At 56.3% G+C, this 26,792-nt stretch carries 22 protein-coding genes and 1 tRNA gene; 7 read left to right on the top strand and 16 right to left on the bottom strand.

Features of this window, described 5'->3' with window-relative positions; all coding sequences use genetic code 11:
• Positions 1-18 precede the first annotated feature (18 nt).
• The 3 genes from BUA65_RS06935 to BUA65_RS06945 form a co-directional block, all read right to left on the bottom strand.
• On the bottom strand, positions 19-1,461 hold the full coding sequence (locus tag BUA65_RS06935) for a hypothetical protein (RefSeq protein WP_072868354.1): 1,443 nt from the start codon (positions 1,459-1,461) through the stop codon (positions 19-21).
• Positions 1,461-2,075 carry a 4Fe-4S binding protein gene (locus BUA65_RS06940; protein WP_072868355.1) on the bottom strand — a complete coding sequence of 205 codons (615 nt, stop codon included), beginning with the start codon at positions 2,073-2,075 and terminating at the stop codon, positions 1,461-1,463. Before BUA65_RS06940 ends, BUA65_RS06935 begins: the two co-directional genes overlap by 1 nt.
• Positions 2,076-2,193: 118 nt before the next feature.
• Positions 2,194-3,009, bottom strand: a complete 816-nt coding sequence (locus tag BUA65_RS06945) for an IclR family transcriptional regulator (RefSeq protein WP_072868357.1) — start codon at positions 3,007-3,009, stop codon at positions 2,194-2,196.
• Positions 3,010-3,422: 413 nt separating this feature from the next.
• On the opposite strand from BUA65_RS06945, the gene BUA65_RS06950 reads away from it, so the two are divergent.
• A complete protein-coding gene (locus tag BUA65_RS06950) occupies positions 3,423-4,934 on the top strand; it encodes an MDR family MFS transporter (RefSeq protein ID WP_072868359.1) in 1,512 nt (503 codons plus the stop codon).
• Positions 4,935-5,050: 116 nt separating this feature from the next.
• Here the strand turns inward: BUA65_RS06950 and BUA65_RS06955 are convergent.
• The 5 genes from BUA65_RS06955 to BUA65_RS06975 all read right to left on the bottom strand — a co-directional run bounded on the left by BUA65_RS06955 (position 5,051) and on the right by BUA65_RS06975 (position 10,439).
• A tRNA-Val gene (locus BUA65_RS06955) sits at positions 5,051-5,125 on the bottom strand.
• Between the two features lie 116 nt (positions 5,126-5,241).
• Positions 5,242-6,501 (bottom strand): D-alanyl-D-alanine carboxypeptidase family protein, encoded by a 1,260-nt coding sequence (locus BUA65_RS06960; RefSeq protein ID WP_072868361.1) that lies wholly within the window; start codon positions 6,499-6,501, stop codon positions 5,242-5,244.
• Between the two features lie 145 nt (positions 6,502-6,646).
• Positions 6,647-7,258 (bottom strand): DedA family protein, encoded by a 612-nt coding sequence (locus tag BUA65_RS06965; protein ID WP_072868362.1) that lies wholly within the window; start codon positions 7,256-7,258, stop codon positions 6,647-6,649.
• A 98-nt stretch (positions 7,259-7,356) separates the two neighbouring features.
• A complete protein-coding gene (locus BUA65_RS06970) occupies positions 7,357-8,856 on the bottom strand; it encodes a DUF7986 domain-containing protein (RefSeq protein ID WP_072868367.1) in 1,500 nt (499 codons plus the stop codon).
• Between the two features lie 98 nt (positions 8,857-8,954).
• Positions 8,955-10,439 carry a S41 family peptidase gene (locus tag BUA65_RS06975; protein WP_084062126.1) on the bottom strand — a complete coding sequence of 495 codons (1,485 nt, stop codon included), beginning with the start codon at positions 10,437-10,439 and terminating at the stop codon, positions 8,955-8,957.
• 176 nt (positions 10,440-10,615) lie between these two features.
• Between BUA65_RS06975 and polA the strand changes: the two genes are divergently transcribed.
• From polA to BUA65_RS07000, 5 genes are all read left to right on the top strand, one after another.
• On the top strand, positions 10,616-13,282 hold the full coding sequence (gene polA / locus BUA65_RS06980; protein ID WP_072868369.1) for a DNA polymerase I: 2,667 nt from the start codon (positions 10,616-10,618) through the stop codon (positions 13,280-13,282).
• An 11-nt stretch (positions 13,283-13,293) separates the two neighbouring features.
• On the top strand, positions 13,294-14,118 hold the full coding sequence (mutM, locus tag BUA65_RS06985) for a DNA-formamidopyrimidine glycosylase (RefSeq protein WP_072868371.1): 825 nt from the start codon (positions 13,294-13,296) through the stop codon (positions 14,116-14,118).
• Between the two features lie 85 nt (positions 14,119-14,203).
• Positions 14,204-14,854 carry a sporulation membrane protein YtaF gene (gene ytaF / locus BUA65_RS06990; RefSeq protein WP_072868372.1) on the top strand — a complete coding sequence of 217 codons (651 nt, stop codon included), beginning with the start codon at positions 14,204-14,206 and terminating at the stop codon, positions 14,852-14,854.
• A gap of 209 nt (positions 14,855-15,063) precedes the next feature.
• The gene (locus tag BUA65_RS06995; RefSeq protein ID WP_072868374.1) at positions 15,064-15,633 is read left to right on the top strand and encodes a lytic transglycosylase domain-containing protein; all 570 of its coding nucleotides are present in this window, start codon (positions 15,064-15,066) and stop codon (positions 15,631-15,633) included.
• Positions 15,634-15,638: 5 nt separating this feature from the next.
• Positions 15,639-16,619 (top strand): ADP-ribosylglycohydrolase family protein, encoded by a 981-nt coding sequence (locus BUA65_RS07000; RefSeq protein WP_072868375.1) that lies wholly within the window; start codon positions 15,639-15,641, stop codon positions 16,617-16,619.
• Between the two features lie 52 nt (positions 16,620-16,671).
• Here the strand turns inward: BUA65_RS07000 and larE are convergent, their stop codons facing one another.
• On the bottom strand, positions 16,672-17,478 hold the full coding sequence (gene larE / locus BUA65_RS07005; RefSeq protein ID WP_072868377.1) for an ATP-dependent sacrificial sulfur transferase LarE: 807 nt from the start codon (positions 17,476-17,478) through the stop codon (positions 16,672-16,674).
• 159 nt (positions 17,479-17,637) lie between these two features.
• On the opposite strand from larE, the gene BUA65_RS07010 reads away from it, so the two are divergent.
• A complete protein-coding gene (locus BUA65_RS07010; RefSeq protein WP_072868379.1) occupies positions 17,638-18,396 on the top strand; it encodes a response regulator in 759 nt (252 codons plus the stop codon).
• Positions 18,397-18,498: 102 nt separating this feature from the next.
• Here the strand turns inward: BUA65_RS07010 and BUA65_RS07015 are convergent, their stop codons facing one another.
• The 7 genes from BUA65_RS07015 to BUA65_RS07045 all read right to left on the bottom strand — a co-directional run bounded on the left by BUA65_RS07015 (position 18,499) and on the right by BUA65_RS07045 (position 26,437).
• Positions 18,499-20,706, bottom strand: a complete 2,208-nt coding sequence (locus BUA65_RS07015; protein ID WP_084062129.1) for an HD domain-containing phosphohydrolase — start codon at positions 20,704-20,706, stop codon at positions 18,499-18,501.
• Positions 20,707-20,799: 93 nt separating this feature from the next.
• A complete protein-coding gene (gene hypE / locus BUA65_RS07020; RefSeq protein WP_072868380.1) occupies positions 20,800-21,807 on the bottom strand; it encodes a hydrogenase expression/formation protein HypE in 1,008 nt (335 codons plus the stop codon).
• 18 nt (positions 21,808-21,825) lie between these two features.
• Positions 21,826-22,935 carry a hydrogenase formation protein HypD gene (hypD, locus tag BUA65_RS07025; RefSeq protein ID WP_072868382.1) on the bottom strand — a complete coding sequence of 370 codons (1,110 nt, stop codon included), beginning with the start codon at positions 22,933-22,935 and terminating at the stop codon, positions 21,826-21,828.
• Positions 22,895-23,158: a HypC/HybG/HupF family hydrogenase formation chaperone gene (locus BUA65_RS07030; protein ID WP_242656256.1), complete on the bottom strand. Its 264-nt coding sequence runs from the start codon at positions 23,156-23,158 to the stop codon at positions 22,895-22,897. The genes hypD and BUA65_RS07030 overlap by 41 nt, the downstream gene beginning before the upstream one ends.
• Complete coding sequence (gene hypF / locus BUA65_RS07035) at positions 23,158-25,467, bottom strand: carbamoyltransferase HypF (protein WP_114281473.1); 2,310 nt, start codon at positions 25,465-25,467, stop codon at positions 23,158-23,160. Before hypF ends, BUA65_RS07030 begins: the two co-directional genes overlap by 1 nt.
• Positions 25,416-26,081 (bottom strand): hydrogenase nickel incorporation protein HypB, encoded by a 666-nt coding sequence (gene hypB / locus BUA65_RS07040; RefSeq protein ID WP_072868385.1) that lies wholly within the window; start codon positions 26,079-26,081, stop codon positions 25,416-25,418. The genes hypF and hypB overlap by 52 nt, the downstream gene beginning before the upstream one ends.
• Positions 26,078-26,437 (bottom strand): hydrogenase maturation nickel metallochaperone HypA/HybF, encoded by a 360-nt coding sequence (locus BUA65_RS07045; RefSeq protein ID WP_072868386.1) that lies wholly within the window; start codon positions 26,435-26,437, stop codon positions 26,078-26,080. The genes hypB and BUA65_RS07045 overlap by 4 nt, the downstream gene beginning before the upstream one ends.
• Positions 26,438-26,792 lie beyond the last annotated feature (355 nt).

Here is a 26,792-nt window from a genome sequence, read left to right on the forward strand (position 1 = left end):
CCAACCTCCTGCCACTCCTTAACAAATCTTAAATTGAGACGGATCGATACCCCTCTGCTTCAACCATTTGGGAAGCAGCTCCCCGTCTACTCGACGCGAAACGAGAGGAGCTTTCTGCAGCAGGTATTCGCCCAGGGAACGGCTGACATTTAAAGCTCCTGAAGCACCGTCAAAGGCAAGGATCTTATCCGTACCCGCAACCCGTTTGGCAAAACGCACTGCCGTGTCCAAATCCTCTGCCAGCAACGTGTGTTTGGTGTAGCTGAGGTTCTGCGGGTCCCGGTTAAGCAACTCTGCCTGTTCCCGGCCCACTACAATGGTCGGGATGTGCTCGGTAAAGAAGGCGCTGGGATACCCACCCCAGGCATAGTTATGGATAACTACCTTAATCGCCGGGTTTACTGGCGGCACCCCTTCGATCAGCGGCCGCCCGTCTTCACCGTAGAAGGCCTCCGTATACCAGGTGTACGGCGGCAGCGGATCGTCCAGGTCGAAAAGGTCACGGTTAGCTCCGGCAAAGTTGGCGAAAATGACTCCCGCCGCAAATACATATGGCACCGGGCTGGGGAAGTCCAAAATGGTGATGGCCTCGTCAATCTCACCCAGCAGGGTCATCATCTTGCCATAATCCCGGCAACCCAAATAAGTAACCCGGTCGTTGAGCGCATAGAGGTCGTTGTCCGCGTCCACCCCTACCACCCCGCTGGGTGACATCATCAGAAATACGGCGCAGGCAAATTTCTCCTGGACAAAAGGAGAATCAAAGATTGCCCTGGCCACAAAGTTGGCCGCCCGCGGACCCAGGTTCTGGTGATAAGTGGAGCGGGTTTCTATGCGCGCATAGGACATACCGAAGGGTTTTACCGCCCGGTCCACCTGACGGTGGAAATGCACTTCCCGCACGTCACTGTTGTGGGCGTGGATGATCCACCGGGCATTGTATATTTTTTTGATGCCGTAAAGAGTGCCGATTTCGGTCTCGATGGCAACCCCCTCATCCACCGGAGCCACGCCGGCGGCCTTGCCTTCATAGTATTCGTCCAGGCCAAATGCCTTAATATATTCTTCGCTCTCCCGGAAACGCAGCCCCACACCTACCCGCAGGCGTATATCCGTACAGCCCGTGCGTTCCCGAACCACGTCCCGGATGGTCCTGAGCATCTCGGCATATGGTGCTCCACCCAGCAAAGTGAACCCGTGGTGTGAACCCAGCACATTTACCGAGTCACCGGGTTTGATCATGCTCAGATCCACTTTTCCCATCTGCTTCCGGGTGGCTTCCCGAATCATCTCCAGGCCGTTTTCACCCGGGTAAATAACCGGCGCTGCATCAGGAAAAAGATCCCGTACCAGCACGGAAACCATGTCCGGCAACTCTGCGGCCCGCTTGCGGACCAGTTCGGGTGCTACCCCGTACTGGGAACGACGCGGCGGCAAGGGCATAACAGGTGCCCGTAGCATTATTCCCCCCCCTTTTCACTGGCTCCAACCAGTGAATCCAGCAGTTTGCGATCTTCATCGAAGTAAAACCCGCGTTGAGCATATTTTTTCTTAACCTCTTCCGGAATATCCCAAACCGTAGGCGTCAAGCCATACCATTGATAACCTCTGGCAGGCCGCTCCGGTGCAATTCCCGCTGCATGCAGCAACCGCAATACCGGCTGGATGCACTCCACCTTACACCCGGTACGTACACCTGTGCGCCGGGAGATCTCTTCCGGAGATTTCGCTCCCTTGAGTACCGCCGCCGCCACTTCCTCGGCCCTGGTAGCCGTGCAGTAGCAGATAATCTGTTTGGGATGCAGATGCGCCCTCCGGCAGAGATCAATGACAGCCGCCATATCTATCCCCGCCAGGCTCTCCTGTACTACCCGCGACTGTTCAAGGTGGGCCATGGTGATGGCCATTTCCGGACAGCGTTGTTCGCAGTTGGCACAACCCAGACAGTTTTCCGGGTCTACCACTGCTTTTTTGTTTTCCACCTTAATGGCCAGCACCGGACATACCCGTTCACAGCGCGTGCAGCCCTTACATTTATCCACATCTACTACCGCGTATAAGGTTACTGCGCGCACGGTCCACCCCCCTTTGTTTGATATTATCAAATACTATGCGTCTGTATAAAACATAATTCGCCTTCTTAATCTAAATCCCTGCTAATCATCAAAAAAAATTCCTTTTCAGAGTATAAGTCTAAATTTTGCTGTAACCATTCAGCTCGACATCTGCACCCATCTGCTGGGAAATCTCCCCGGCCACCTTTTTGAGAGACCCGGCAATACGGGACATTTTTTCCTCCGTCATTCGTGAAGCCGGTCCGGAAACGCTGATTGCCCCCACCGGGTATTGACCATAACCGATAAGGGGTGCCGCTACGCAGCGCAGCCCCTCTTCAATTTCTTCCCGGTCGTAGGACACCCCTTCTTCCCGGATCCGTGCCAGTTCCGCACTCAATTCTTCCCAGGTGGTGATAGTGTTGGCGGTAAATCTGGGCAGCCCCCGCTTTTTAACAATGGCCTGCACTTTTTCTTCGGGAAGATAGGCCAGAATAGCCTTGCCCACGCCGGTACAATGGGCAGGCAGCCGTCTTCCGATGCGGGAGACCATGCGGATAGATTGCGGGCTGTCAATTTTATCCACGTAAACCACCTGGCCGTCGTCCATAACCACCAGGTGCACTGTTTCGCCATGTTCATTCACCAGTTGTTGCAAGTAAGGAGAGGCAATTTCTCGCAGGTCACAATGCTCGAGAAAAGCCCCACCAAGGGCTAAAACTCGATAACCCAGCCGGTACCGGCCCGTTTTAATCTCCTGATGAACATAGTTGTGTTTAATCAGAGTTTGCAGTAATCCAAAGGCAGTACTTTTATGAAGCCCCAGTTCCCGACTGAGCTCAGAAAGGGAAGCCGGTCCACGACACAGATACTCCAGGATCTTGATTGCCCTTTCCACTGACTGAATGGTGTTTATTTCATGCGCGGTTCCACTTCTGTTCCTGGTTCTTGCCACAGATAACTGCCTCCTTTGCTACCTCTTGAACTTTTTCTTAATTTTATAATGTCGAATTATGTTTATACATTAACCCCAAAATTGCCGGCCGGTTCAATCCAGGCGGTCAAAATTCGGGGTAGTGTTTTTTACTCTGCAGGAACTTAATTGCGTGAATGATTATACCATAATCCTGTGAGCGTGAGCAACGACCAGCGTAAACCGGTCCGTGTCAATGCGGAAACACCCGGGGCAACAATCTATACTCCTGCCATGAGTGAAACAAAAATTTACAGGCTTTGCTCCGGTCTGCAACTGTCCCGGCAGATGACCTAAAGAAAAATTTAAACACCATTGCTTTATAAATACTTTAGAGATATAATATTTAACGTTCTTAAGTAATTCATAAATACCGACAGGAAGGTGAATTTGGGGTGCTCAGAGTTTTGAAGGACGATAAAAGGAAATTGCTACTGGTAGCCCTGCTGATTACCATGTTGACTTCCGCCGTAAACCAAACAGTGGTAGCAACCGCCATGCCCCGGATAGTTGCCGATCTGGGCGGACTGGACCTTTACAGCTGGCTGGCCACCGCCTACCTTCTCACCTCAAGCGTGGTGGTGCCCCTGGCCGGAAAGTTCTCCGACCTGTGGGGACGGCGGCCCTTTTTCCTGACCGGATTAGTTCTTTTTCTGCTGGGTTCTTGGGCATCCGGGTTGGCCCATAATATGCACTGGCTCATTGCCGGTCGGGCTGTGCAGGGTCTGGGCGGCGGCATGTTAATGGCCATGAATACCATTGCCATCGGGGATCTTTTCCCACCGGCCCAGAGGGGACGCTGGCAGGGAATAATGATGAGCGTATTTGCCCTGGCCACCCTCCTGGGTCCCACCCTCGGCGGATGGATTACGGACCACTGGAACTGGCGATGGGTCTTTTACGTAAGTACCCCTTTCGGTTTGCTTTCGCTGGTACTGCTTTTTTATGCTCTGCCACCTTACCGGGCAACACATAAACCACGGATCAACTACTGGAGTCCGGCGTTATTGACTGTTTCCCTGGTTGGTCTGTTACTGGCGCTAACCTTTGCCCAGCAGGATTTGAGCTGGACCACCCATCGTGTGTTACTTGGCTTTGCAGTGGCAGGAGTATCCGGTATCTTTTTTGCCCTGGCGGACAGCCGGGCTGAAGAACCATTACTCCCACCCTGGCTCTGGAGGAACAACATTTTCGTTGTTTCTACAATAACCCTCTTTTTGGTTACCCTGGGTATGTTTGCCATTACCCTTTATTTGCCCATGTACCTGCAAATCGTGACAGGTGTAAGTGCGACATACTCCGGTACATTGCTTACGCCCATGATGCTTTCGGTCATGATTGCAGCGGTGGTCAGCGGACAACTGATTTCCCGGTTACGGCACTACAAAATCTTCGCCGTATCCGGCCTGGCCGTTGCCACTGCCGGCATGTTTTACCTGGGGCGGCTGCCTGTTGATGCCACCCACGCCATGGTCGTCGCCGGCATGATTATTAGCGGTGCTGGAATGGGTATAGCCATGCCCACCTTTACCGTGGCCGTACAAAATACCGTGCGCCGCACGGAGTTGGGAACAGTTACGGCCGCTTCCCAGTTGTTCCGCAGTATTGGCGGCGTTTTTGGCAGCGCCCTTACCGGCAATATTGTTTTGACCGATTTAAACCACCGTCTGGCGGGTCTTTTGCCACCCGGTGCACCGGCAAAAATTGATCCCGGCCAGGCCTTGGGCCGTTTGATGCAGATGCCCGGCGATCCCCGCCTGTCTCTGCTGAAACATGCTTTTTCTCTCAGTATTACCCACGGGTTTTTCATCGGAGCCATCCTTTTGACGGGGGGTCTGATGGCTTCCCTGTTTCTCGAGGACCGGGAATTAAAGGCGCGGTGGGATGACCAGCCGGCAATGGAATGAAGGTTGCCGGCTGGATGAAGAGGGCGTGCGGCCGGTAAGCGTCATTGTGTGTCTTCCTGAAGGCAAAAGAAAAACCTTCCGTTCCGGAAGGTGTAGCGATCATACCTTGATTTTCCTGGTGGGCGGGGTAGGAATTGAACCTACGACCTTCTGCGCGTCAAGCAGACGTTCTCCCACTGAACTACCCGCCCGTATGCGGTTATAACACCTATATTATGACGTAAACCGGGGATGATGTCAAGGGGTGACTCCCGGAAAGTTGTCCTCGGTTAAGGGAACCTTCCTCAAGGTAGAAGATACATTATAGCTAAAGGGAGGGCAACCTGAAGAAGAGAGCACAGGTGGCATCCCCCGCACCAGCACCAGATGCGTTTACTCGAGCCATTGTTTTTCGCCAGAGGGAGAAAAGGCCTTTTTTCGGAATGTCCTGGCCGGTCACCAGGGCCGCCCGGCCCAGTTCCTCATCTTTTAAACGAAAGACTACTTCACCCACTTTTTGCCCGGCCTTAACGGGGGCAGCAAGTGACGGCACCATCCTGACTTCCCTTCGCACCTGGGAAAGCTGGTCCCGAGCCAGGTCAACCTCCACTGGAGCGGCCATAATAACGGGTACCCTACCGGTCAGACCGTTGGCCACGGGTAGCCGGGCCACCTCTTCCCCTTCGGCACCGATGGTCACCCGTGTCACTTCGCTAAAACCATAGTCCAGCAGGGTAACCGCGTCCCGGTAGCGGTTGGCACTGTGGAGCACCACCGCAATCAACCGGCGGCCGCCCCGGGTGGCCGAAGCAATCAGGCAATTGCCCGCCCGGGGGGTGGAGCCGGTTTTTACCCCGTCAATGCCGGGGTAACTGCCTTCACGCAAAAGGCGGTTGGTGTTGTAAATGGTTTCTTTCCGCTTGGAATCATAAAAGCTGATGGTTGTTTCCCGGGTGCGTACTATCTGGTTAAAAAGGGGGTTTTGCAGGGCATAACGGGTAATCACGGCCAGGTCGCGGGCGCAGGTATAATGCCGGGGATCATGATAACCGTTGGTATTGGCAAAGTGTGTGTGCAGGGCCCCCAGGACCAGTGCCTTGGCATTCATCATCTCGATAAAGGCCTCCTCGGAGCCGCCCACATGTTCGGCAATAGCCACGGTGCTGTCGTTGGCCGACATGATCAGGGCCGCCTTGAGCAGGTCTTCCACGGTAATTTTTTCACCGGCCCGCAGGTCCAGCACGGAACCCATGCCTATGGCGGCGGCATTGCGGCTTACGGTTACCACATCGTTCAAACGGCCGTACTCCAGCGCGATAATGGCCGTCATGATCTTGGTCAGGCTGGCCGGCTCACGCCTTTGCAGGCCATTTTTATCGTAAAAGATCTGCCCCGTGCGCGCATCCATGAGCACGGCAGCATCTGCAGTTACAGAAGGCGGAACGGCTCCTGCAGGCGCAGGGAAGCACAAAAGCAAAGCGCCAGACAGGAACAGTGTCAGGCTTAAAATATATGCAGAATACCGGATGACGGCTAAGGCTTTCAAAGGCAGCCTGTCGCCCGTTTTTTCACCTGTTTTCCGTTTCAAAGCAACCCCTTCCCTTCTCCCTCTTATTTTCCCTCGCCGCCGGGCGCTTTATGAAAGTAAAAAAAACCAGCCGCAAGAAAAGGCTGGTTTTAACCAATGAAGTTAAAAGAACTAGTTCAAACCCGTTGCCCGGGCAAAATCCGGCCTATCTTTTTCGTTTGCGCCACAGGTAAACCACCAACGCAACCAGTGCCAGGGCCACAACCAGGTCCAGGCGGTGGAACCAGTATTTCAAATCCTGCCAGTGCTGGCCCATTTTCACACCCAGGTAGGTGAGGAAAAAGCACCAGGGCAGAGAACCCAAAAAGGTGTAAATGACAAAACGGGGAAAGTTCATGCCGGAAATTCCCGCCGGCAGGGAAATAAAGGTACGCACTACCGGCATCAGCCGGGTGAAGAATACTGTTACCTCACCATAGCGATGAAACCATCTCTCCGCCAGTTCGAAGTGCTTGTGGGAAATCCCAATGTAGCGCCCGTAACGCAGTAAAAAAGGGCGCCCACCCCAAAAACCGATTAAATAAGAGATGATCGACCCCACGGTACCGCCAATGGTACCGGCCATTGCTGCCCAGAAAAAATCCAACCTGCCTGTGGATACCAGGTAACCGCCAAAGGGGAGAATGACCTCGCTGGGAAGGGGTATGTTGGCACTCTCAATGGCCATGCCAATAACAATCCCCCAGTACCCTAGCTTAGAAACAAAATCAACCACCCATTCAACAACAATTTCCAGCAAAGAAGAAAGATAATCCAACTAATAATCCCTCCGCCTGAAAAAGGGCGGGTGCTTAACCCGCCCTTTTCCTTGCAATATCATGCAATATCATTCAATATCATGTATCTCAACCAGGGTTATAGCTTCAGGTTCTCAAGTATCTGGGCCAGAAGCGGATCAGCTTCCTTCAGACCGGCGAGCGGCGACTTCCGTGTGGAATAGCGCTTGTCGAAGGCCACCAGATCCAGCGCCCGGCACATAGCCCGGAAATTGGCTGAAATGCTTGAGGGAGCCACCCCGTATTGCTTGGCCAGCTCATGCTGGCTCACCCGGTGATCGCATTCCATGCGGGCCATGGCATATACCACCGTAGCCACCCACAAGGCCGGCTTGCGAAAGGAGGGCCGAACCTTGGAGCAGTAATCGTGCCACAGGTGTAAAGCTCCCTGAACTTGACCCGGCCCATAACCTCTTCCCCTGAGGTCTTCCATCACACCCCGGGCCACATCGGCATGGGTTACCGTCGGCCACTGGTAATCCTCGGGCTTTTTAAAATTCCCCTGTTCCCGTACATCCTGATCTACGTTGCCACCGGTCGGCAAAAGCCCCAACTTGCGGCGCACCTTCTGAACGTCGTAGTGGGGTTCCCCCTTTAATTCCCGGCTGGTTTCCACCAATTCCAGCTCGCGAAACATCTCTTCCAACCTGGCCCTGCCTTCGGCTGTACGGCAAGCCTCCCGGGGAGTTTTCCCACCCAGGGCCGGAACGGGCTTATCGATCCAGCGGTCGTAATATTCATCTAAGATAGCCTCGGTAATTTGCTGGGCAATCCGGGCCGAAATCCTGTCAAACAAGTCATCGTTGACCGGCGGAACATACTCGTCTACCTCACTATCATCAACTAAATGGGGCAAGGTATAATTAAACCCCATTTCCACCACGATACCATTAATGATATGGGAACGTTCCCGCAGGTAGTCACTGAGCACCTGCTTGGTAGAAGCATTCCGTTTCCGGGCATAAAACCGCAGGTCCCGGCGCAACTTTTTCAACAGGACATCCTTGCAGAAACCCGGTAAAGCAAGACCACTGGTGGAAAACTCGTACTCGTCTCCCACCTTTAAAACCCGCATAAGCAGGATAGTCCCGGGTTGAAGTTCCATAGCTGCATTTATATCATGCACCTTTAATTCTTTTTTCTGAAGGAGATCCCGTAATACAACCCCTTTACGAGGAAGAACCTGAAGCACTTCATAAAGAGAAATTCTCGCCGCGGCCCAGTCTGCCACTAAGGTCTGCTCCCTTTCCGAGAGGTCAGGATTCTGCCGGAAGGTTTCAATGATGGTTGACCCGCTGGGGAGGACATAATCGAAGATAAACCATTCAAAGCATCTTTCCATGGTAAATTCGTCATCCCGGTCAACCAGTTCCGGGTCAAGACAACTGAGATACTTCTCCTGGGCCTTATGTGCTTCCTGAGCAAAACACTGGCTATCGGCAAATTCGCCCAGTTTGCGGCGTAACTCCTGGCCGGCACGCCGCCACCTGTACTGTTCCAAAAAAACTACCTTTTCCCTGACTCCACAGCATTTGTGATAAGACTTCCCGCTCCCGCAAGGGCAAAGATATTCACCCATTTTATAACACCCCCTTTGCCAGCAGAAAACCTGGCCCGCGGGTTATGCATTCATTCTTTTATTTTTAGTTTATTCTAAGTGATTCAACACGGGCAACATTATTCCTGCTTAACCGGTAATAATTCCAGTTTTAGTTGTTCCCCGTTCCGTTGGACTATGACTCCCAACCGGGAAAAAAGGGAAACGGGCAGGTATATACTTCCCCCCCGGGTCACAAGGGTTCCCAGCTTCACGTTTTGTCCCTCGATGATGGCCGTTTTCGTACCCAAGTCTAGAACAAGTTCCCGGCTACCGGCACGGGCTAAAACTTGATGTCCTTCGCGGTGCCAGTGGACGCTGAACCCCAGAGCCTCCAGGGTAAAACGCAGGGGAACATAAATTTCCCCGGCCCGAATCAGAGGTGATGTAAAATCGCCTATTTTTTCCCCGCTAACTATAACACCGGTGCCCGAAAAATTAAATATTATACTGCGCGGTGAGTGGGGCTCTAATTCCTGCCGGGCAGCCACTAATTGCAGGGATGGGGTGGAAACCCACCGGTCGGGCTCAATACCACAGCCGTCAATAGACCTGCCCCCCGGAGTAAAATAACGGGCAATGGTTAGTTTCAGTGCACCTCCCGTTTCCAGAGGAATAATGGCCTGGACAACCCCCTTGCCGTAGGTACGGTCGCCCACCAGCACCGCCCGCCGGTAGTCCTGCAATGCTCCGGCCAGGACTTCGGCAGAACTGGCGCTCATGTCGTCGACCAGAACCACCAGAGGCAGCTCAAGGGCGGGAGTTTTACCGGCAGTATAATATACTTCTTTGTGATTATTCCTGTCCAGCGTAGTGACTACCACCTGACCGGCCGGTAAGAAGTAACCGGCCAGATCAACGGCTGCTTGCAGGTAGCCTCCCGGATCGTTGCGCAAATCCAGGATCATTCCCTTGACTCCCCTGGCCCGGAATTCCTGCATCAGGGCACCAAATTCTTCAACCGTTTTGGAACCAAAAGCATACACTCTCACATAGCCGATATTTCCAGAAAGCATTTCCCCTTCAACCACGGGACTGCTTACCTTTTCCCGTACAAGTTCTACATCAAAATCAGGAACACCTCCGCGGCGGATGGTCAGTTGCACCCGGGAACCGGCTGGGCCGCGAATTTTTTCCACAACCTGGGAAAGAGTTAACCCGGCCGTGTCGTCCCCATTCACCCGGATAATCAGGTCTTTTTCCCTTATTCCGGCCCGGTATGCCGGTGAATCGCGCAGTACCCTGGCCACCTGGGGGTAAGGGGGCCATCCTTCCAGTTCCACGCCAATTCCGGCGAAATTTCCTTCCAATGAATTGGTAAAATTATCAAGATCTTCGGCTGTAAAATATTCCGTATAAGGGTCACCCACGCTATTTAGAAGGCCATTTATAGCCCCCTCCACAAGCTGGTCCACACCGGGACGGGCAATATGGTAATGGTAAACATAGTCCATCACTTCTGACACCGCAGCAGTTGCCCGTTCCAGGTCGTCGCCCGCACCAGCAGGAAAAACAGGCAGAAAAAATAATAAAGCCATGACCAGAAGGATTAACCTTGTTCGCAAAAGCCGCTCACCCCAAAGCTAATGATTCATAAGTTGTAATTCGCCCTGTCGGGTTTAATCTCCTGCCAGGAAGCTCCGGAAGAAAACAGGGGGATGTTTAAAATTTATCAACTCTTATGCAGGAGGTATTGGAGATTTATATGGTGAAATAATTTAAAAAAGGCAGGTGTATAGTTTTGCAGGAAAGCACGTTCTTAATCCTGGACGGCAACAGCCTAGCCCACCGGGCCTTTCATGCCATACCCCACCTAGCGACCAGTCAAGGGGTGACAACCAATGCCGTCTACGGTTTTACCAATATGCTCCTCAAGATTCTCAAAGAACTTAAACCCGGCCTGGTAGCCGTTTGCTTTGATAAGGGAAAGATTACCTTTCGGCACGATCATTATGAGGACTACAAGGCTCACCGTCCGGGTACCCCCGATGAGTTGCGCCTCCAGTTCCCCCTGATCAAAGAAGTTTTAGCGGCCATGAACATCCCCGTGCTGGAGTGTGAGGGATATGAGGCCGATGATCTCATCGGGACGCTGGTCAACCGGGCAGAGCAAGCGGGAATATCCAGCATTATCGTTACCGGTGACCAGGATACCCTGCAACTGGTTTCACCCCTGACCAGGGTGTTCCTCACCCGCAAGGGAATCAGTGAACTGGAGGAATACACTGAGGGGCGGGTATGGGAGCGCTTTGGCATTACCCCGGCCCAGTTTCCCGATTATAAAGGACTGGTTGGAGATCCTTCCGACAATATTCCCGGGGTACCGGGAATTGGTCCTAAAACGGCTAGAGCTTTGCTTAAAGAATATGGCTGCCTGGAAGAATTGGTGTCCCAGGTGGACACCCTGTCCGCCCGTTTCCGCGATAAAATACTCCCCTATCAGGAACAGGCCTTGTTGTCCAAACGACTGGCCACCATTGAGCGGGAGGTACCCCTGGAAATTGACCTGGACGCTTTTCGCTGGCCGGGGCCGGATTACAACCGGTTGCTGGCCCTCTTCAGCAGGCTGGAATTTAAAACTTTAATCCGGGCTATCAGGCAGGAGCTGGGGCAAAAAGAAGAAGATGAAGGCAGACAGCCTGCCCGGGAGGTGGAAACCTACCGGGTAACCTTCCGGCACCTGGCAAGTCAGGAAGAGTTGTCCCGTTTGGTGGAATTGTGCCGGCGCGCGGGCCGGGTGGCCATAGCTTTGAGTGGGAGCCGCCAGGAAGGCATAGTGGCGGCGGCCTTGGGATTAAAAGCCCCCGGGGGCAGTCCGGAAGCACCCTATTTATCAATCTTTTACCTAGAACCGGGGGACCCGGCCAGCAACCCGGCAGTCCTGGATGCCCTGGCCGGGATTTTCCGGGACCCCGATACAGAAAAGCTCCTCCATGACGGCAAGAGCGCCCTGTGGCTTTTACAAAAGCACGGCCTCGCCTTAAACAACCTGGCTTTTGATACCATGGTGGCTGCGTACCTGCTCAACCCCGCCTCGGCCAACCAGGAACTCGCAGACCTAGCCCTGGAGCATTTAAAAGTCGTCTTGCCCGCCCGGGGTGAGGAAGCCCTGGCGGCCCGGGCCGACGTCATCTGGCGCCTATCAGAACTGCTGGCCGCAAAGCTGCGCCTGGCGGAAATGGAAAGGTTGTATTACGAAGTAGAGCTGCCCCTGGTAGCCGTCCTGGCCGACATGGAAATGACCGGGGTGGCCGTGGATAAACAATACCTGGAAGAAATGTCCCGGGAACTGGAGATAAAGCTCGCCGCTATAGCTGAGCAGATTTACCGGCTAGCCGGGGAACAATTTAACATCAACTCTACCCGTCAGCTGGGCTACATTCTTTTTGAAAAGCTGGAATTACCCGTAATCAAAAAAACCAAAACAAGTTATTCCACCGATGCTTCCGTGCTGGAGGAACTGGCCGGCGCCCATCCCATTATTCCTTTAGTGCTGGAATACCGCCAGCTGATGAAATTAAAATCCACCTACGTTGACGGCCTGGCCGCCCTGATCAATCCCGAAACGGGCCGGCTGCATACCACCTTCCACCAGACGGTAACGGCTACCGGACGGCTATCCAGCTCCGATCCCAACTTGCAGAACATCCCCATCCGCATGGAGGAAGGACGCAAAATCAGGAGGGTTTTCATCCCCCGCCGGGAGGGAAATCTGATCCTTTCCGCCGATTATTCCCAGATCGAATTGCGGATTCTGGCCCATATGGCCGGGGATCCCAACCTGCTGGAAGCCTTCCGCCAAGGCCAGGACATCCACACCCGCACGGCCGCCGAGGTTTTTGGCGTGGCCATTACCGAAGTAACGGCCGACATGCGGAGCCGGGCGAAGGCGGTTAACTTCGGTATTGTCTACGGCATCAGTGATTTTGGCCTGGCCCGGGACATTAATGTCTCCCGCCAGGAAGCCCGGCAATACATTGAAAACTACTTTGCCCGTTACGCGGGAGTAAAGGCTTTCATCGAGCGTACCATCCAGCAGGCCAGGGAGAAGGGCTACGTAACCACCCTTTTAAATCGGCGCCGCTACCTGCCGGATCTCTTTAGCTCCAACCGCAACGTGCGCATGTTTGGCGAGCGCACGGCCATTAATACACCCATCCAGGGTAGCGCCGCCGACATCATCAAGCTGGCCATGGTGCGCATCCACCGGGAATTAAAAGAGCGAGGACTGGCCACCAGGATGATCCTGCAGGTGCACGACGAATTGATTTTCGACATGCCCGCTGGGGAACTGCCGGAGGTTTCCGAACTGGTCCGGCGGCACATGGAAAACGCGCTGGTGCTGGACGTCCCGCTGGTGGTAGACATGAAGCTGGGGCCAAACTGGTACGAAGTGAAGAAAATTTAGGAGCGGAACAGATGCCCGAATTACCGGAAGTAGAAACGATCAAGCGCACACTCCAAGAAAAATTGCCCGGCCGCACCATCTGCGGCGTTAACATCTATCTTCCCAAAATCATCCAAACGCCTTCACCGGAGGAATTCTGCCGTCAGGTGGTGGACAAAAGGATCCTGGACGTAGGCCGCCGGGGCAAGTACCTTTTAATCTCCCTTTCTCGGGGGCTGATGCTGGTCGTCCACCTGCGCATGACGGGGCAGCTTGTTTACACCGCCACGGATGAACCCCGGTCCAAACACACCCACCTGGTTTTTCACCTGAACAACGGCCACCAGCTCCGCTTTACGGATATGCGCCAGTTCGGACGCTTCTGGCTGGTGCCGGAAAAGGATCTGCAGGCCGTCAGCGGCCTGAAAGACCTGGGAGTGGAGCCCTTAAGCGGGGAATTCACCATAGAATTTCTGGATAAAGAATTAAAGGCGCGGCGCACCCGTTTGAAAACCCTTTTGCTGGACCAGACATTTATTTCCGGCCTGGGCAACATCTACGCAGATGAGGCCCTCTACGGGGCGGGGCTGCACCCCTCAAGACCGGCAAACACCCTCACCACCGGGGAAGCACAGGCTCTTTTCCGGGCCATCCGGGTGGTGCTGGAAGAGGGAATTGCCAGCCGGGGTACCAGCGTGAGGAACTATGTGGACGGCACGGGACAGGCCGGCACCTTTCAAGAAAAACTAAGGGTTTACGGCAAAAGCGGCCGGCCCTGCATGCGGTGCGGCAAAACCATCGAACGCCTGCGCTTGGGCGGCCGCAGCACTTACTTCTGCCCCGGGTGCCAGAAGTAACCTGGGTTTTTAAAATCACCATTCGACCGTTCCTCCCATACAAATGGTTAGGAGACTTTAAAAACCACCCGGGAGGGACTGGTCAGTGGAGTTATTCACCATCCTCATCTTTGCACTCGCCCTGAATATGGACGCCTTCGGAACCGGGGTAGCTTACGGAGTAAGGGGGATCAGGCTGCCCTTCTCCTCTGTCTTGATCATCAGCCTCATGTCAGTAATAGCCATCACCCTTTCCATGGCCGCAGGCAACCTGGTCACCCGGGCGATTCCGATAAACTTCGCCCGGCATCTGGGCGGGATCATCTTAATACTAATCGGGCTCCGAACAATCTTTCAAGCTTTCAGGAAAGAAGAAAAAAAAGGATCTGAACCTGCTGCATGCCATGAGGAACCCCAAACGTTATTTCAGATACGGATTCGTTCCCTGGCGGTAATGGTCCAGGTATTGCAGGAGCCCCACCGGGCCGACCTGGACCGCTCGGGGATAATCTCTGCCGGGGAGGCCATTCTACTGGGCCTGGGTCTGGCCCTGGACGCCTTCGGCGCCGGCTTTGCCCTTTCCATGCTGGGTTTGGACCTGATACTTACCGCCCTTTTAGTGGGTACCGGACTTATTGTTACCATGTATGCAGGACTGCTGGCCGGCCGGGGATTTGGTGCCACCACTCTTGGCCGCCAGTTCTCCGCCCTGCCCGGCTGCATATTAATCTTGCTGGGGCTATTCAAATTGCAGTAAGGAAAAAATAAGGGCGAGTTGTCCGGCTAAACCGGCAAAGGCTCGCCCTGATCATTTTTTCCCAATAAGTTAAACGCCATCCTCCAGGAAAGCAATGAAAGGGCAGTGCCCCGTGCAGGAACCCGGCCCTGCGGGAGCGAATTGCTTGTACATAATAAGGGAAATCAGGGGACTGTTTTTAATTTTTTATTTGCTGGAGTGATGACTGCTTGTCTTTACACCTGAAGAGGAGTAAAGGCTTCAAGGTGCGGTTGTTTTTCTTCATTTTAACGTTGCTGGCCATCCTGAACATCGATCACCTGGGCCGGCTCATCTACCCCTTCCCTTACCGGGAAACGGTAATGAAGTATGCCGCCAGCCGTGGGCTGGATCCCTACCTGGTAGCGGCGGTAATTAAAACCGAGAGCAACTTTAATCCCCGGGCTACATCCCGCCGGGGCGCCCGGGGATTGATGCAGGTAATGCCGGAAACGGGAACCTGGGCGGCCCAAAAAATGGGCTTGTCCTACTACCACCCGGATCTGCTGTTCGATCCGGAGTTCAATATCCGCATTGGTACCTGGTATTTAGCCGACCTGTACCGGGCTTTTGACCGGGACACCATCCTGGTTCTGGCCGCCTACAACGGCGGACAGGGAAACGTTCAAAAATGGCTGGAACAACAGCGCTGGACGGGCGAAAAAAGCAAACTCGACCAGATTCCTTTTGCCGAAACCAGGGAGTTTGTCCGTAAAGTGCTCTGGAATTACCAGGTTTACCGCTATCTTTACGGGAGGTGACCGCGGTGAAAAACATCATTAAGGGAGCCTTTTACGGTGCCGCAGTGGGGGATGCCCTGGGCGGACCGGCAGAATTTATGAGTGCCGGGGAAATCCAGGAAAAGTACGACGTCCTGAAGGATATGGTCGGCGGCGGTTGGCTGAATTTAGAACCCGGGGAATATACCGATGATACCCAGATGGCCCTGGCGGTAGCCCGGGGCATCCTGGCCAATCCCGTCTCCCCCATTGAAGAAATCGGCCGCCGCTTCATCCGCTGGTACCAGTCCAAGCCCAAGGACATCGGCAACACCACCTTAATGTCCTTGCGCAACTTCCTGCGCACGGGCAACTGGCAAGAAGCCTCCCGCCTTACCGCCCAGGCCCTGAACAAACTCGATTCCAACGGCGGGCTGATGCGCACCCTGCCGGTGAGCTTCGGCTACTGGCACAACCTTCCGGCCATGGCCAAATGGTCGGTAAAAATAGCTTACATGACCCATTACAGCCAGGAGGGCGCCACCTGCTGCCTTTTTTACAACCTGCTGATCTACCTGCTGGGGTCCCAACGACATTTAAACCGGCGGGAAGCGGTAACCCGGGCCTTGCACCTGACGGATCAATACTGCAAGGAGGTAGGCATCCAGCCCAGCAAATTTTTCTGGTATATTATCCGCCACATCCAAAAGGGTGCGCCGGAGGTTGTCCCCCGGGGCAGTGCCCTGGACACCCTGGCCGCAGCGCTGCAATGCTTTTTGAATACGGAAAGTTTTGAAGATGCCCTTATTGCGGTAGTCAACCGGGGGGATGATACAGATACCGCGGGTACGGTAACCGGCGGCCTGGCCGGAACCTATTACGGCTTCGAGGCCATCCCCCAGAGGTGGCTCAAGGCGCTTAAAAATACCGAACCGTTGGACGAAGTAATCGAAGGGTTTTATCAGCTGATCAAAAGCCGTGAGCACAACCCGGAACCCGGGACCCCGGCAGATCATTCCCGTGCCTAGCCCACCTGCTGGAGCTGATTAGGCCATCTCTTTGCTGAAACAAAGATCGCTTTTACGGGTTTAAAGTCTCATTCATGCTCCCGCTCCGGAAACCCTGTATATCCAGCGTTACATAGGTATACCCCAGTTGCTTTAATTTTTCACTAATTTCATTGGACCGCTGGATAATGAAAGCGAGATAATCCTTTGGCACCTCTATCCGGGCCAGGTTGCCATGGTCCCTAACTCTCAGCTCCGGAATGCCCAGCTGCCGTAAAAACCTTTCTCCTTCTGCCACCCGTACCAGTCCTTCCCGGGTAATGGGAGTGCCGTAGGGAAACCTGGTGGCCAGGCAGGGAGAAGCCGGTTTGCCGGCAGTGGGCAGCCCCAGCCGGCGGGACAGCGCGCGGATATCCCGTTTAGTCAAACCCGCTTCCTGCAAAGGGCTGCGGATCCCCAATTCCTTTGCGGCTTTAATGCCCGGCCGGTAATCGCCCGTGTCATCGGCATTCAGACCGTCGAGCACGCAATTTAAGCCGTGGATGCGGGCCTCTTCCCATAATCTGGCATACACTTCTTTCTTGCAGTGGTAACACCGCTCCGGAGGGTTGGTGGCAAACACCGGGTTGTCCAAACCCTTTGTTGCTATAGCAAGATGTTTTGCACCAATCAAACGGGCCAGATCTTTCGCCTCTTCCACCTCTTCCGCGGGGTAAATATCGGAGGTAGCCGTAACCGCCAGAACTTTTTCCTCCCCCAGAACCATATGGGCCACTTTAAGAAGTAAGGTGCTATCTACCCCCCCGGAAAAGGCCACCAGACAACCATCCAGATTCTCCAGAATTTTCTTCAGATGATCAAATTTATTTAAGAGGCTCATGGTTGTCACCTGCCTTTGTAATCTTTCGCCGTAAAATGTGAACTTCCTCCGGAACAGGCCCGGAGGGACAGGATCTATATCTTCTAATGCAGGAATTTTTTGTTTTGATGTAGAAAAAAGGCCCTGTTCACTAATCTGGATTTACAGGAGTGAGATGGGGTGGGGTTTTTGAGCCGCAGCAAAGGATCGATACTTCTGGTGGAAGACTCTACATTAACCAGGTTTTATTCCAGAAGGCTTTTAGAAAACAACGGTTATGAAGTAGCAGAAGCAGCCAGCGGGGAAGAAGCTCTGGTCAAAATAAGGGAAAGGCTTGATCCATTTGATCTTGTTATTATAGACATTAACCTTCCCGGTATCGATGGCCTGACCACTATAGAAAAAATAAAGGCCACCCCGCATTATCGTCACGTTCCGGTGATGATTTTGACTGTTGAGGCAAAGATATCCACAGTTAAGCAGGCCATCCAGGTAGGCGCCATCGAATACCTTTGCAAGCCTTTCAGCTCCGAACAATTACTGCAGCGGGTAGAAAGGCTTATTGGACGCAGCGAAAACCCCCGTGATATTTTAGAAAGGATGCTTAGATTAGAAATTAACCGCGCCAAGAGAGGAAATTCAAAATTTTCCCTGGTGCTGGCGCAAAGAACAGCAGCCGGCAGGTTTAATACAGCAAGTGTAAAGAGGATTCTACAGAAAAAGCTGCGTGAAATTGACGAGGTACTGATGCTTGATGATAACCTCCTGGCGCTGGTACTTCCTTTAACAGATAAGGAAGGAGCAGCCACAGTAATAAAAAAGCTGCAGGAATGGGTGGCTGAAAAAGGGTGGCGCTTTGGCCTAGCGGTTTACCCGGAAAACGGCGGGAATGGCAAAGAATTGTTCGGGTACGCCCAAACCGCGATTTCAGAAAGCTGAAATCCGGTGAAGGCAATTGCCCCAACCGGACTGCTTTCCTGGAGCAGAGCAAAAATCACGCACCGGGGTTTGTGGCCGGGCACGCCCCGGGCATTCCTACAGCTATTGCCCGGCTGCCGCTTGCTCCCGGTTCCTCTGTTTTTCCCTCGACTTTTCATAATCAGCAAAGGAAGCAACACCTGTCGGCAGAAACAACAGAGTAGCTACCCCCCCCCCCCCATTGGTAATAACTACCATTTCATCTTCCGGGATCTGGAGGAAAGCCTCCACCACGCGCGGGTCAAACTGCCGGCCCGCCCACCGCTGCAGTTCCTCCCGCGCCTGCCGGGGAGTAAAGGCCTGCCGGTAGGGCCTGGCGGACGTCATGGCATCGTAAGTATCGGCCACACGGATAATGCGCGCCAGGAGAGGAATCTCTTCTCCCACCAGACCGGCGGGATAACCACCGCCGTCATAGTCCTCGTGGTGGTGCCGTACGGCCGCAATGACCGCCGCCGGAAATCTGGCCGGTTCCAGGATCCTGGCCCCCACCTCGGGGTGGCTCTGCATTTCCTTTCTTTCTTCCGTAGTAAGGGGCCCCGGCTTGAGCAGGATGTCTTCCCGCACGCCGATCTTGCCCAGATCATGTAAAAGCCCGGCCAGGTAGACCCGTTCCTGTTCTCCGGCATCAAGTCCCAGCACGCGGGCACATGCCCGCGCCCAATTCGCCACCCGCACGGAATGACCCTTTGTATAAACGTCCCTGGCCTCCAGTGCCGCCGCCAGCGCCTGCACGGCGCTCGAATAATGCTCCCGCAGCGACGAGTAGAGACGGGCGTTCTCCAGCGCCAGCCCGGTCTGGCCCGCAATGGTCGCCAGGTAACTGACTTCATCTTCACTCCAGCGCCGCGGTACGGGGGAGTAAACCTTCAACGTGCCCAGGATCCTTCCACCCACCTTCACCGGCACCACGGCCACGGCCCGCATCTCGGCCACGCAGTAGGGCAGGTGCGTACCGGGTCCGCTGGCGGCCAAGTCTTCCACTACGGCGGGTCTTCCCGTCTGGAGCACCCTGCCCAGCAGGGTACCGTCCGGCCGAATACGGCCTGCCCTGGCCTGCAGCTCCGCGCTCATGCCCAGGCCGGCCTTCAGCACCAGTTCGCCCGTCTCCTCGTCAAGCAACCGCAGCGCACACCATTGTGCCCCCAGCACGTCCCTTACATTCTCCAGAGCCGACTGGAGTACCAGATCCACATCGAGGCTGCTCGATACCACCTGACCCACTTCGATTAACCGTTCCAGCATGGTCGCCCTTGCCTGCAGCTGGCGGAACAGGCGGGCGTTTTCCAGCGCCAGCCCCAGGCCGGTGCCCAGGGTAGTTAAAAAAACGGTCTCATCTTCGGTGAAATGCGCGCCTTCCGGCCTGCCCGCTATGGTGAGTACGCCCGTTACCTTACCCCCAACCGTAAGAGGTATGGCTACCGCCGGCCGCTTCTCTTCAGGCGTGCTGCCTTCGGGACGGCTGTCAAAGTGTGCGGCGCGGGCCTCCCGTTCAACGGCGGCGACTATTTCGCCTGCAGGCACGACCCGGAACTCGTTGCAGGACTCCAGGGTAGCCGCCGTTTCGCTTTCCGTGACCCCCGGCATCACCTCATTCAACATTACCACCGACCCGCTGGTGGCTCCGGTCAACCCCAGCACGGCTTCCAGGGCCTGCTGCGCCACTTCGGCCACCTGGATACTACTGGTAACCGTCCGAGTGAATTCAAAGAGAGTGGTAAGCTCGTCCACCTTCCTCTGAAGTTCCTGCCTGGCGTGCAGCAGCCGGGCCACGGTGCCCGTTACTGCCTGTGCCAGCCCCATGGCTGCCCGGAGCCGTTCTTCCGGCCAGATGGGCATTGCCCCGGCTGCCGCCTGGAGTTTTCCCGGATCAAGGCCAGTTTCCCGGGCAAGCCGCACCACTGCCTCCTCGGCCGGCGGCCGCAGGGCCACGTTGCCGCCCAGCATTACAGCCACGATTTCTCCGGCCACCCGCAGGGGAACCGCCAGATGCACCAGCCCGGCGTGACAGGTGTGGATGACTTCCCTCCCCGCAGCCACAGCAATCCTGGCGGAGCTCGCACGCGAATCCGCACATCTGGCCCGTCCTTCCGGGCTGGTGTTGAGCAGGGTGCAGAAAGCGCACTGGGTGGACGGTTCGGTCAGCGGACGCCCGTCCGGATATGTGGCCATTACCGCCAGCCCCAGAGCCAGTCTCATACTTTCCAGAAGCTCCTGCAAACCAATTTGCTTCAGCTCTTCGTAGTACGGCACCAGTTTTTCTTTATCCATGATAGTGGATCCACACCCCCTCCTTTTAACCAGCACTCGCCGGTCGATACCCGGTTAATCACCATCTCCATCAACCCGCCAGCACAGCTATAGCTAGCAGATCCGCGGCAGCGGGGCGCCGGCCAGCATGTCCAGGAACTTCGTCCCGCCGAGGGCGGTCTTCAAATACACGTTCCCCCTGCCGGCGCGCACTTCACCAATGATGCAGGCGTCCCGCCCCAGCGGGTGCGCGCGCATCAGGGCCACCGCATCTTCCGCTTCTTCCGGGGTGATGACGGTCATAAACTTCCCTTCGTTGGCCAGGTAGAGCGGATCCAGGCCCAGCATCTCCGCCGCACCCCGGGTGGCCGCCCCCACCGGGATCGCCTGTTCTTCAAGCCATATATCCACACCGGCGGCGGCAGCAATTTCCTTAGCAGCCGTGGCCATACCGCCGCGCGTCAGATCCCGCATGATTTTGATGCCACGCAATGCGCGCAAGAGCTCGCCGATGATGCCGTTCAGGGCAGCGCAGTCGCTCACGATCTGGTCCTCGAAACCGAATCCCTCGCGCCGGGCCAGCACCGCCATGCCGTGATCGCCAAGGTTCCCATTCACCAGTACCAGGTCACCCGGTGTGATCCGGTGGTAACCGAGATCCCGGTCCGGCGGCAAACAACCCAAACCCGTAGTGTTGATGAAGATGCGGTCAAGCTGGCCGCGGCCCACCACCTTGGTATCCCCGGCTATGATCTCCACCCCCGCCTCCCGGCAGGTACGGGCCATGGAAGCCACCACCCGCTCCAGGTCGGCCAGGGGGAATCCCTCCTCAATCAGGAAGGAAGCGGTGAAATACCGCGGCTCCGCCCCGCTCACGGCCAGGTCGTTGACGGTCCCGCAAACCGCCAGTTTCCCTATATCCCCGCCTGGGAAAAACGGCGGGTTAATAACGAAGGCATCGGTGGTGATGGCTATGCGCCCGCCGTCAAGTTGCAAAGCCGCAGCATCGGTCAGCCTAGCCAGGATGTCGTTGCCGAAGTGCTTGAGAAAGAGACCGGTTACCAGCTCATGTGTGAGCCGGCCCCCGTCGCCGTGCGCCAGCAAAATGAGTTTGTTCTCCAAGTTCTCTCCCTGCCTTTGCTACTGTCGCCGCTCGTACTGGTAGTAGGCCGCACAGGCCCCCTCGGAGGAAACCATGCAGGGGCCCACCGGGTGGGCCGGCGTGCAGACCTTCCCGAAAAGGCGGCAGTCCCCGGGTGTGAGTTTTCCCTTAAGGAGGTCGCCGCAGGCGCACCCCCTGGGGAGCCGGGGAGGTTCAATCGTCACCTGGAACCTGGCCGCCGCGTCAAAGTCACGGTAGGCGGGCCGGATATTGAGACCGCTCTGCGGGATAATCCCGAAGCCGCGCCAGGAGGCGTCGCCTACCTCGAAGAATTCGGCCATCTGCGCCCGGGCGCGTGGGTTGCCTTCCTCGCGCACCACGCGGGAGTAACCGTTTTCCACCCGCGCTTCGCCGTCAAGTATCTGCCCCAGGAGGCAGTAGATGGCATCGATGATGTCCAGAGTCTCGAATCCAGCCACCACCGCCGGAAGGCCGTACTCGGTGGCAATGAAATCGAAGGACCGTCGCCCGATAATGGTGCTCACGTGGCCGGGCAGGATAAACCCGTCGATCCTGATCTCGGGATCGGCAATAATCGCCCGCATGGCCGGCGGCACAACCTTGTGCGTGGAGTAGACGGAAAAGTTCTTCACGCCCTTACCCCTGGCCTCGGCGATGGCCGCTGCGACGCCGGGGGCCGTGGTTTCAAAGCCAACCCCCAGGAAGACGAGCTGGCGCTCCGGGTGTTCCGCGGCGTAGGCCACGGCGTCCCGGGGGGAATAGAAGACGCGTACGTCCGCCCCGGCCGCCCGCTGCCGCTCAAGTGAAGTTCTGCTCCCGGGCACCCGCATCATGTCGCCGAAGGTGCCGACCGTCACCCCCAGCAGGGAAGCAAAAGCCACCATCCGATCGATATCCGCATAGTCGGTGACGCAAACCGGGCAACCGGGACCGCTCCGCAACTCCATGTACTCGCCGAGGATGCTGCGCAGACCCGCGCGCGAGATGGCCACCGTGTGCGTGCCGCATACCTCCATAAAGACCGCCGGTCGGCCGAGTTTTTCCCTTACCTTCTGCGCCCGATTGATGACCCTGGCCAGAAGACCTCTACTGAGGACCGGGTCCCGAAACTTCTCCAGGAACAGCATTGCCTAAAACTTCCTCCAACAGTTTGATCCGTATTTCCGCCTCTTCCACATTGATCTTCTCGATGGCGTACCCCGTGTGCACCATGAGGTAATCGCCCACCCGTACGTCGGGCACAAAGAAGGTAGAGACGCGGTTTTTAACGCCAAAGGTTTCGATTACTGCCGTTTGCTCCTCCGGGTGAACCTCTATTACCCGGCCTGGAATGCCCAAGCACACATCCATTACCCCCTATCTTTTAACGCCCGCATCCGGGCTATAACCGCCTGGCCCAGGCAGAGCCCCCCGTCATTGGCCGGTACCTGCCGGTGCCAAACCACCCGGAAACCATTACGGGCCAGTTCCTCCTTTGCCCGCGCAAAAAGGTAAGGGTTCTGCCAGGTGCCGCCACTCAAGGCCACCAGGTTAAGGCCGGTACGCTGCGCGACGCGGCGCACAGCTTCCAGCACCATGGCCAGCACCGTGTTGTGGAAGCGCGTGGCGATGAACTCCCTGTCCCGCCCACGCTCAGTGTCAGCCAGAATACCGGCAATGGTCCCTGCCGGCAGGATAACTTCCCCCTCGATGCGGAAGGGGTACGGTTCAAGATCCTTACCTGCCTCCGGCGCCAGCGTCAACCCGCCAAGCTCTATCGCCGCCTGCCCCTCGTAGGTATTCTTTTCGCACACCCCCAGGAGCGCGGTCACCGCGTCGAAGAAGCGGCCGCACCCGGAGCTCAGGGGGGAGTTAAAACCGGAAGCGATCAGCCGTTCCACGACCTCCAGCTCGCGCCCCCTGTCACCAAAAAGCACGCGTGCCACCCGCCTGCCACGCTCGCCCAGGTACGTGATCAGGTAGGATACCGCCGTCCGCCAGGGGTGACGCACCGCCTGCTCGCCACCCGGCAGCGGGATGTACGCCAGGTGCATTTCGCGCGTAAAGTCCAGGTAATCCCCGGTGATCACCTCGAAACCCCACAGGTTGCCGTCGAGGCCGTACCCGGTGCCGTCCAGGATCACCCCGATGGCAGGTTCGGCCAGCCCGTTGTCGGCCAGGCAGGACACCAGGTGCGCGTGATGGTGCTGCACCCCGTACCGGACCCTGGCCGGAATCTTCGCCGCCAGACGCGAGGAACGGTAGTCAGGGTGCAGGTCGTACCCCACCACCTCCGGCTTCACCCCGAGCAGCCGCTCGAAATTGACCAGGCTCGTAAAAAGGTTTTCCTCTCCCTCAATGCTGTCCAGTTCGCCAATGTGCTGGCTGGCGAAAGCCAGGTTTTTCTTAAGCAGGCAGAAAGTGTTTTTCATCTCCCCACCAATACCCAGAACCACCGGCCCGTCCTTCACCGGCACCGCCACCGGCCGCGGTACATACCCGCGCGACCGGCGCATGAGGATTATCTCGCCCGCCACCACCATCGCCAGCGAATCGTCGCACCGGTTGACGATGTCGCGGTTGTGCCACAGGAAGTAATCTGCGATCCCACCCAATTCCTCCAGAGCCGCGGCGTTGTCCTTGGCCAACGGCAGTTCCGAATAATTGCCGCTGGTCATCACCAGGATGTCGAACGGCCCCTCGAACAGGAGCAGATGCAGCGGCGTGTAGGGCAGCATCACGCCCAGGGTTTTCAACCCCAGAACCAGCTCTTCCGGCAGCCCGGCATCCGGGCGCCGCTGCAGCACCACGATCGGCGCCTGGGGGGATAACAAAAGTTCTTTCTCCTGCTCGCTTACCACACAATACCGCTCTACTGCCTCGAGATCCCGGCACATGACCGCAAACGGTTTCGCGCTACGCCCCTTGCGGCGCCGCAGCGCCACCAACGCGTCCCGGTTCCTGGCGTCGCAGACCAGATGAAACCCGCCCAGGCTCTTGACAGCCAGGATCCGACCCTGCGCCAGCAACTCCCAGGCGTTTTCCCTCCAGTCACCCGGTACCGGATGGCCCGCGCCGTCCACCAGCTCCACCCGGGGGCCGCAGGCGGGGCAGGCCACCGGTTGAGCGTGGAAACGCCGGTCCCGCGGGTCGTGGTACTCCCGAGCGCACTCCGGGCACATGGGGAATGCCGCCATGGAGGTCCTGGGCCGGTCGTACGGCAAATCCCGGACGATGGTGAACCGCGGCCCGCAGTTGGTGCAGTTGGTAAACGGGTAGTGATAGTGCCGGTCGGCCGGGTCAAAGGTCTCGCGGGCGCAGTCCGCACACAGCGCCACGTCCGGCGGTACCAGGGCCTCCTTCTCCTCCCCCGCCTCGCTGGCCGCAATGATAAAGGAGGCATAACCACAGGGCGGCAACACCTCATAAGTCAGGGAATTTATCCGCGCCAGCCGGGGGGGGCGCCGCTGCACTTCCCCGGTGAAAGCGCGTACCGCCTCCTCCGGCCCCTCCACCTCGATCAGCACCCCGTGTCCCTCGTTAAGCACCGTTCCCTTAAGGCCGTATACTTCTGCCAGGTTGTAGACGAAGGGGCGAAACCCCACCCCCTGCACGATGCCCTTAACGGTTATCCGGTGGCGGATGATCCTTTCTTCTCCTTCACCGCATCTCTCAGCCACGCATACCAGGCCTCCAGCCCCTCGCCGGTCTTCGCGGAAACCACAAACACCTTTGTCTTTGAGTTAATGGCCAGGATCTCTTGCCTGACCATTTCAAGGTCAAAATCGCTGTACGGCAGGAGATCAGACTTATTGATCAGGACAACCTGTGCCTCCTGGAAAACAAGCGGATACTTGGTCGGCTTGTCCCCGCCTTCGGCTACGCTCAAAACGGCCACTTTATAGTCCTCGCCCAGGTCGAACTCCGCCGGGCAAACCAGGTTGCCCACGTTTTCGATGAACATGATGTCGAGGGCTTCCGTATTGATCTCATCCAGCGCCTGCGCAATCATACTGGCGTCCAGGTGGCAGACGCCGGTGGTGTTAATCTGCACCACCTCCACCCCGTGCACCGCGATACGCTCTGCATCTCGCGTGGTGTAAATGTCTCCCTCGATTACGCCCGTGCGGAATTCGTCTTTCAGCACCGCAATGGTCCGTTCCAGGATGGCAGTCTTTCCCGCACCGGGCGAACTGATCAGGTTTACGGTAAGTACCCGTCCCAGCCGGGTCCGGTTTTTATCCGCCACCTGCTGGTTGGCGCTCAGCAGCTTCCGAGCCATCACTACCTTCATTGCTCAACCCCCTCTTCTTCGTCACCTTCAAAGTAGTCTATATACAGATCCTTGCCCGCCAAAATCTCCGCTCGCGTGCCGCAGGCCGGGCACCAGTATGTGATCTCATCCACCACCGTTTCGTGGCCGCAGGCCGGACAGCGAAGCCTGATGTCCACTTCCTCGATCTCCAATACGGCTCCCTCGAAGATGGTTTCGGGGGCCATTACCTTGAACGCAAACTGTAGCGCATCCGGCAGCGCCCCGTTCAACTTGCCCACCACGAGCTTCACCTTGACAATGCGGCGGATGTTATTGGCCCGCGCGACCCGCGCAATCTCTTCCATGGCTGCCTGAATAAGGCCCAACTCGTGCATTTTCAACCACCCGTCAGGCAATTACCCTTACAGTATTTGTACCCGCAGGCGCCAATCCTGGTTTTCCATCCCTGTCTTTCCTTCCCTATTTTGGTTATTCGTGCATGGTAATTGCCCTGACAACCAGATAGGGGAGGATTACTGTGCATAATCATCCTACAGCATTACGCTGCAGAAAGCAAGCCATGGAACTGGATTGTTCCTAAAAAATTACAGTAAATCGCCTGCTCCACCATTACATCGAGTAGGAGGGGGCGGCTAGCCCCCGTCCTCTCACACCACCGGACATGCGGGTCCGCATCCGGCGGTTCACCAAGCTTGACGAAGACTTTGATAGCGTTCGGTTAAGCTCATC

Source organism: Desulfofundulus thermosubterraneus DSM 16057, assembly GCF_900142025.1.
GTDB lineage: Bacteria > Bacillota > Desulfotomaculia > Desulfotomaculales > Desulfovirgulaceae > Desulfofundulus > Desulfofundulus thermosubterraneus.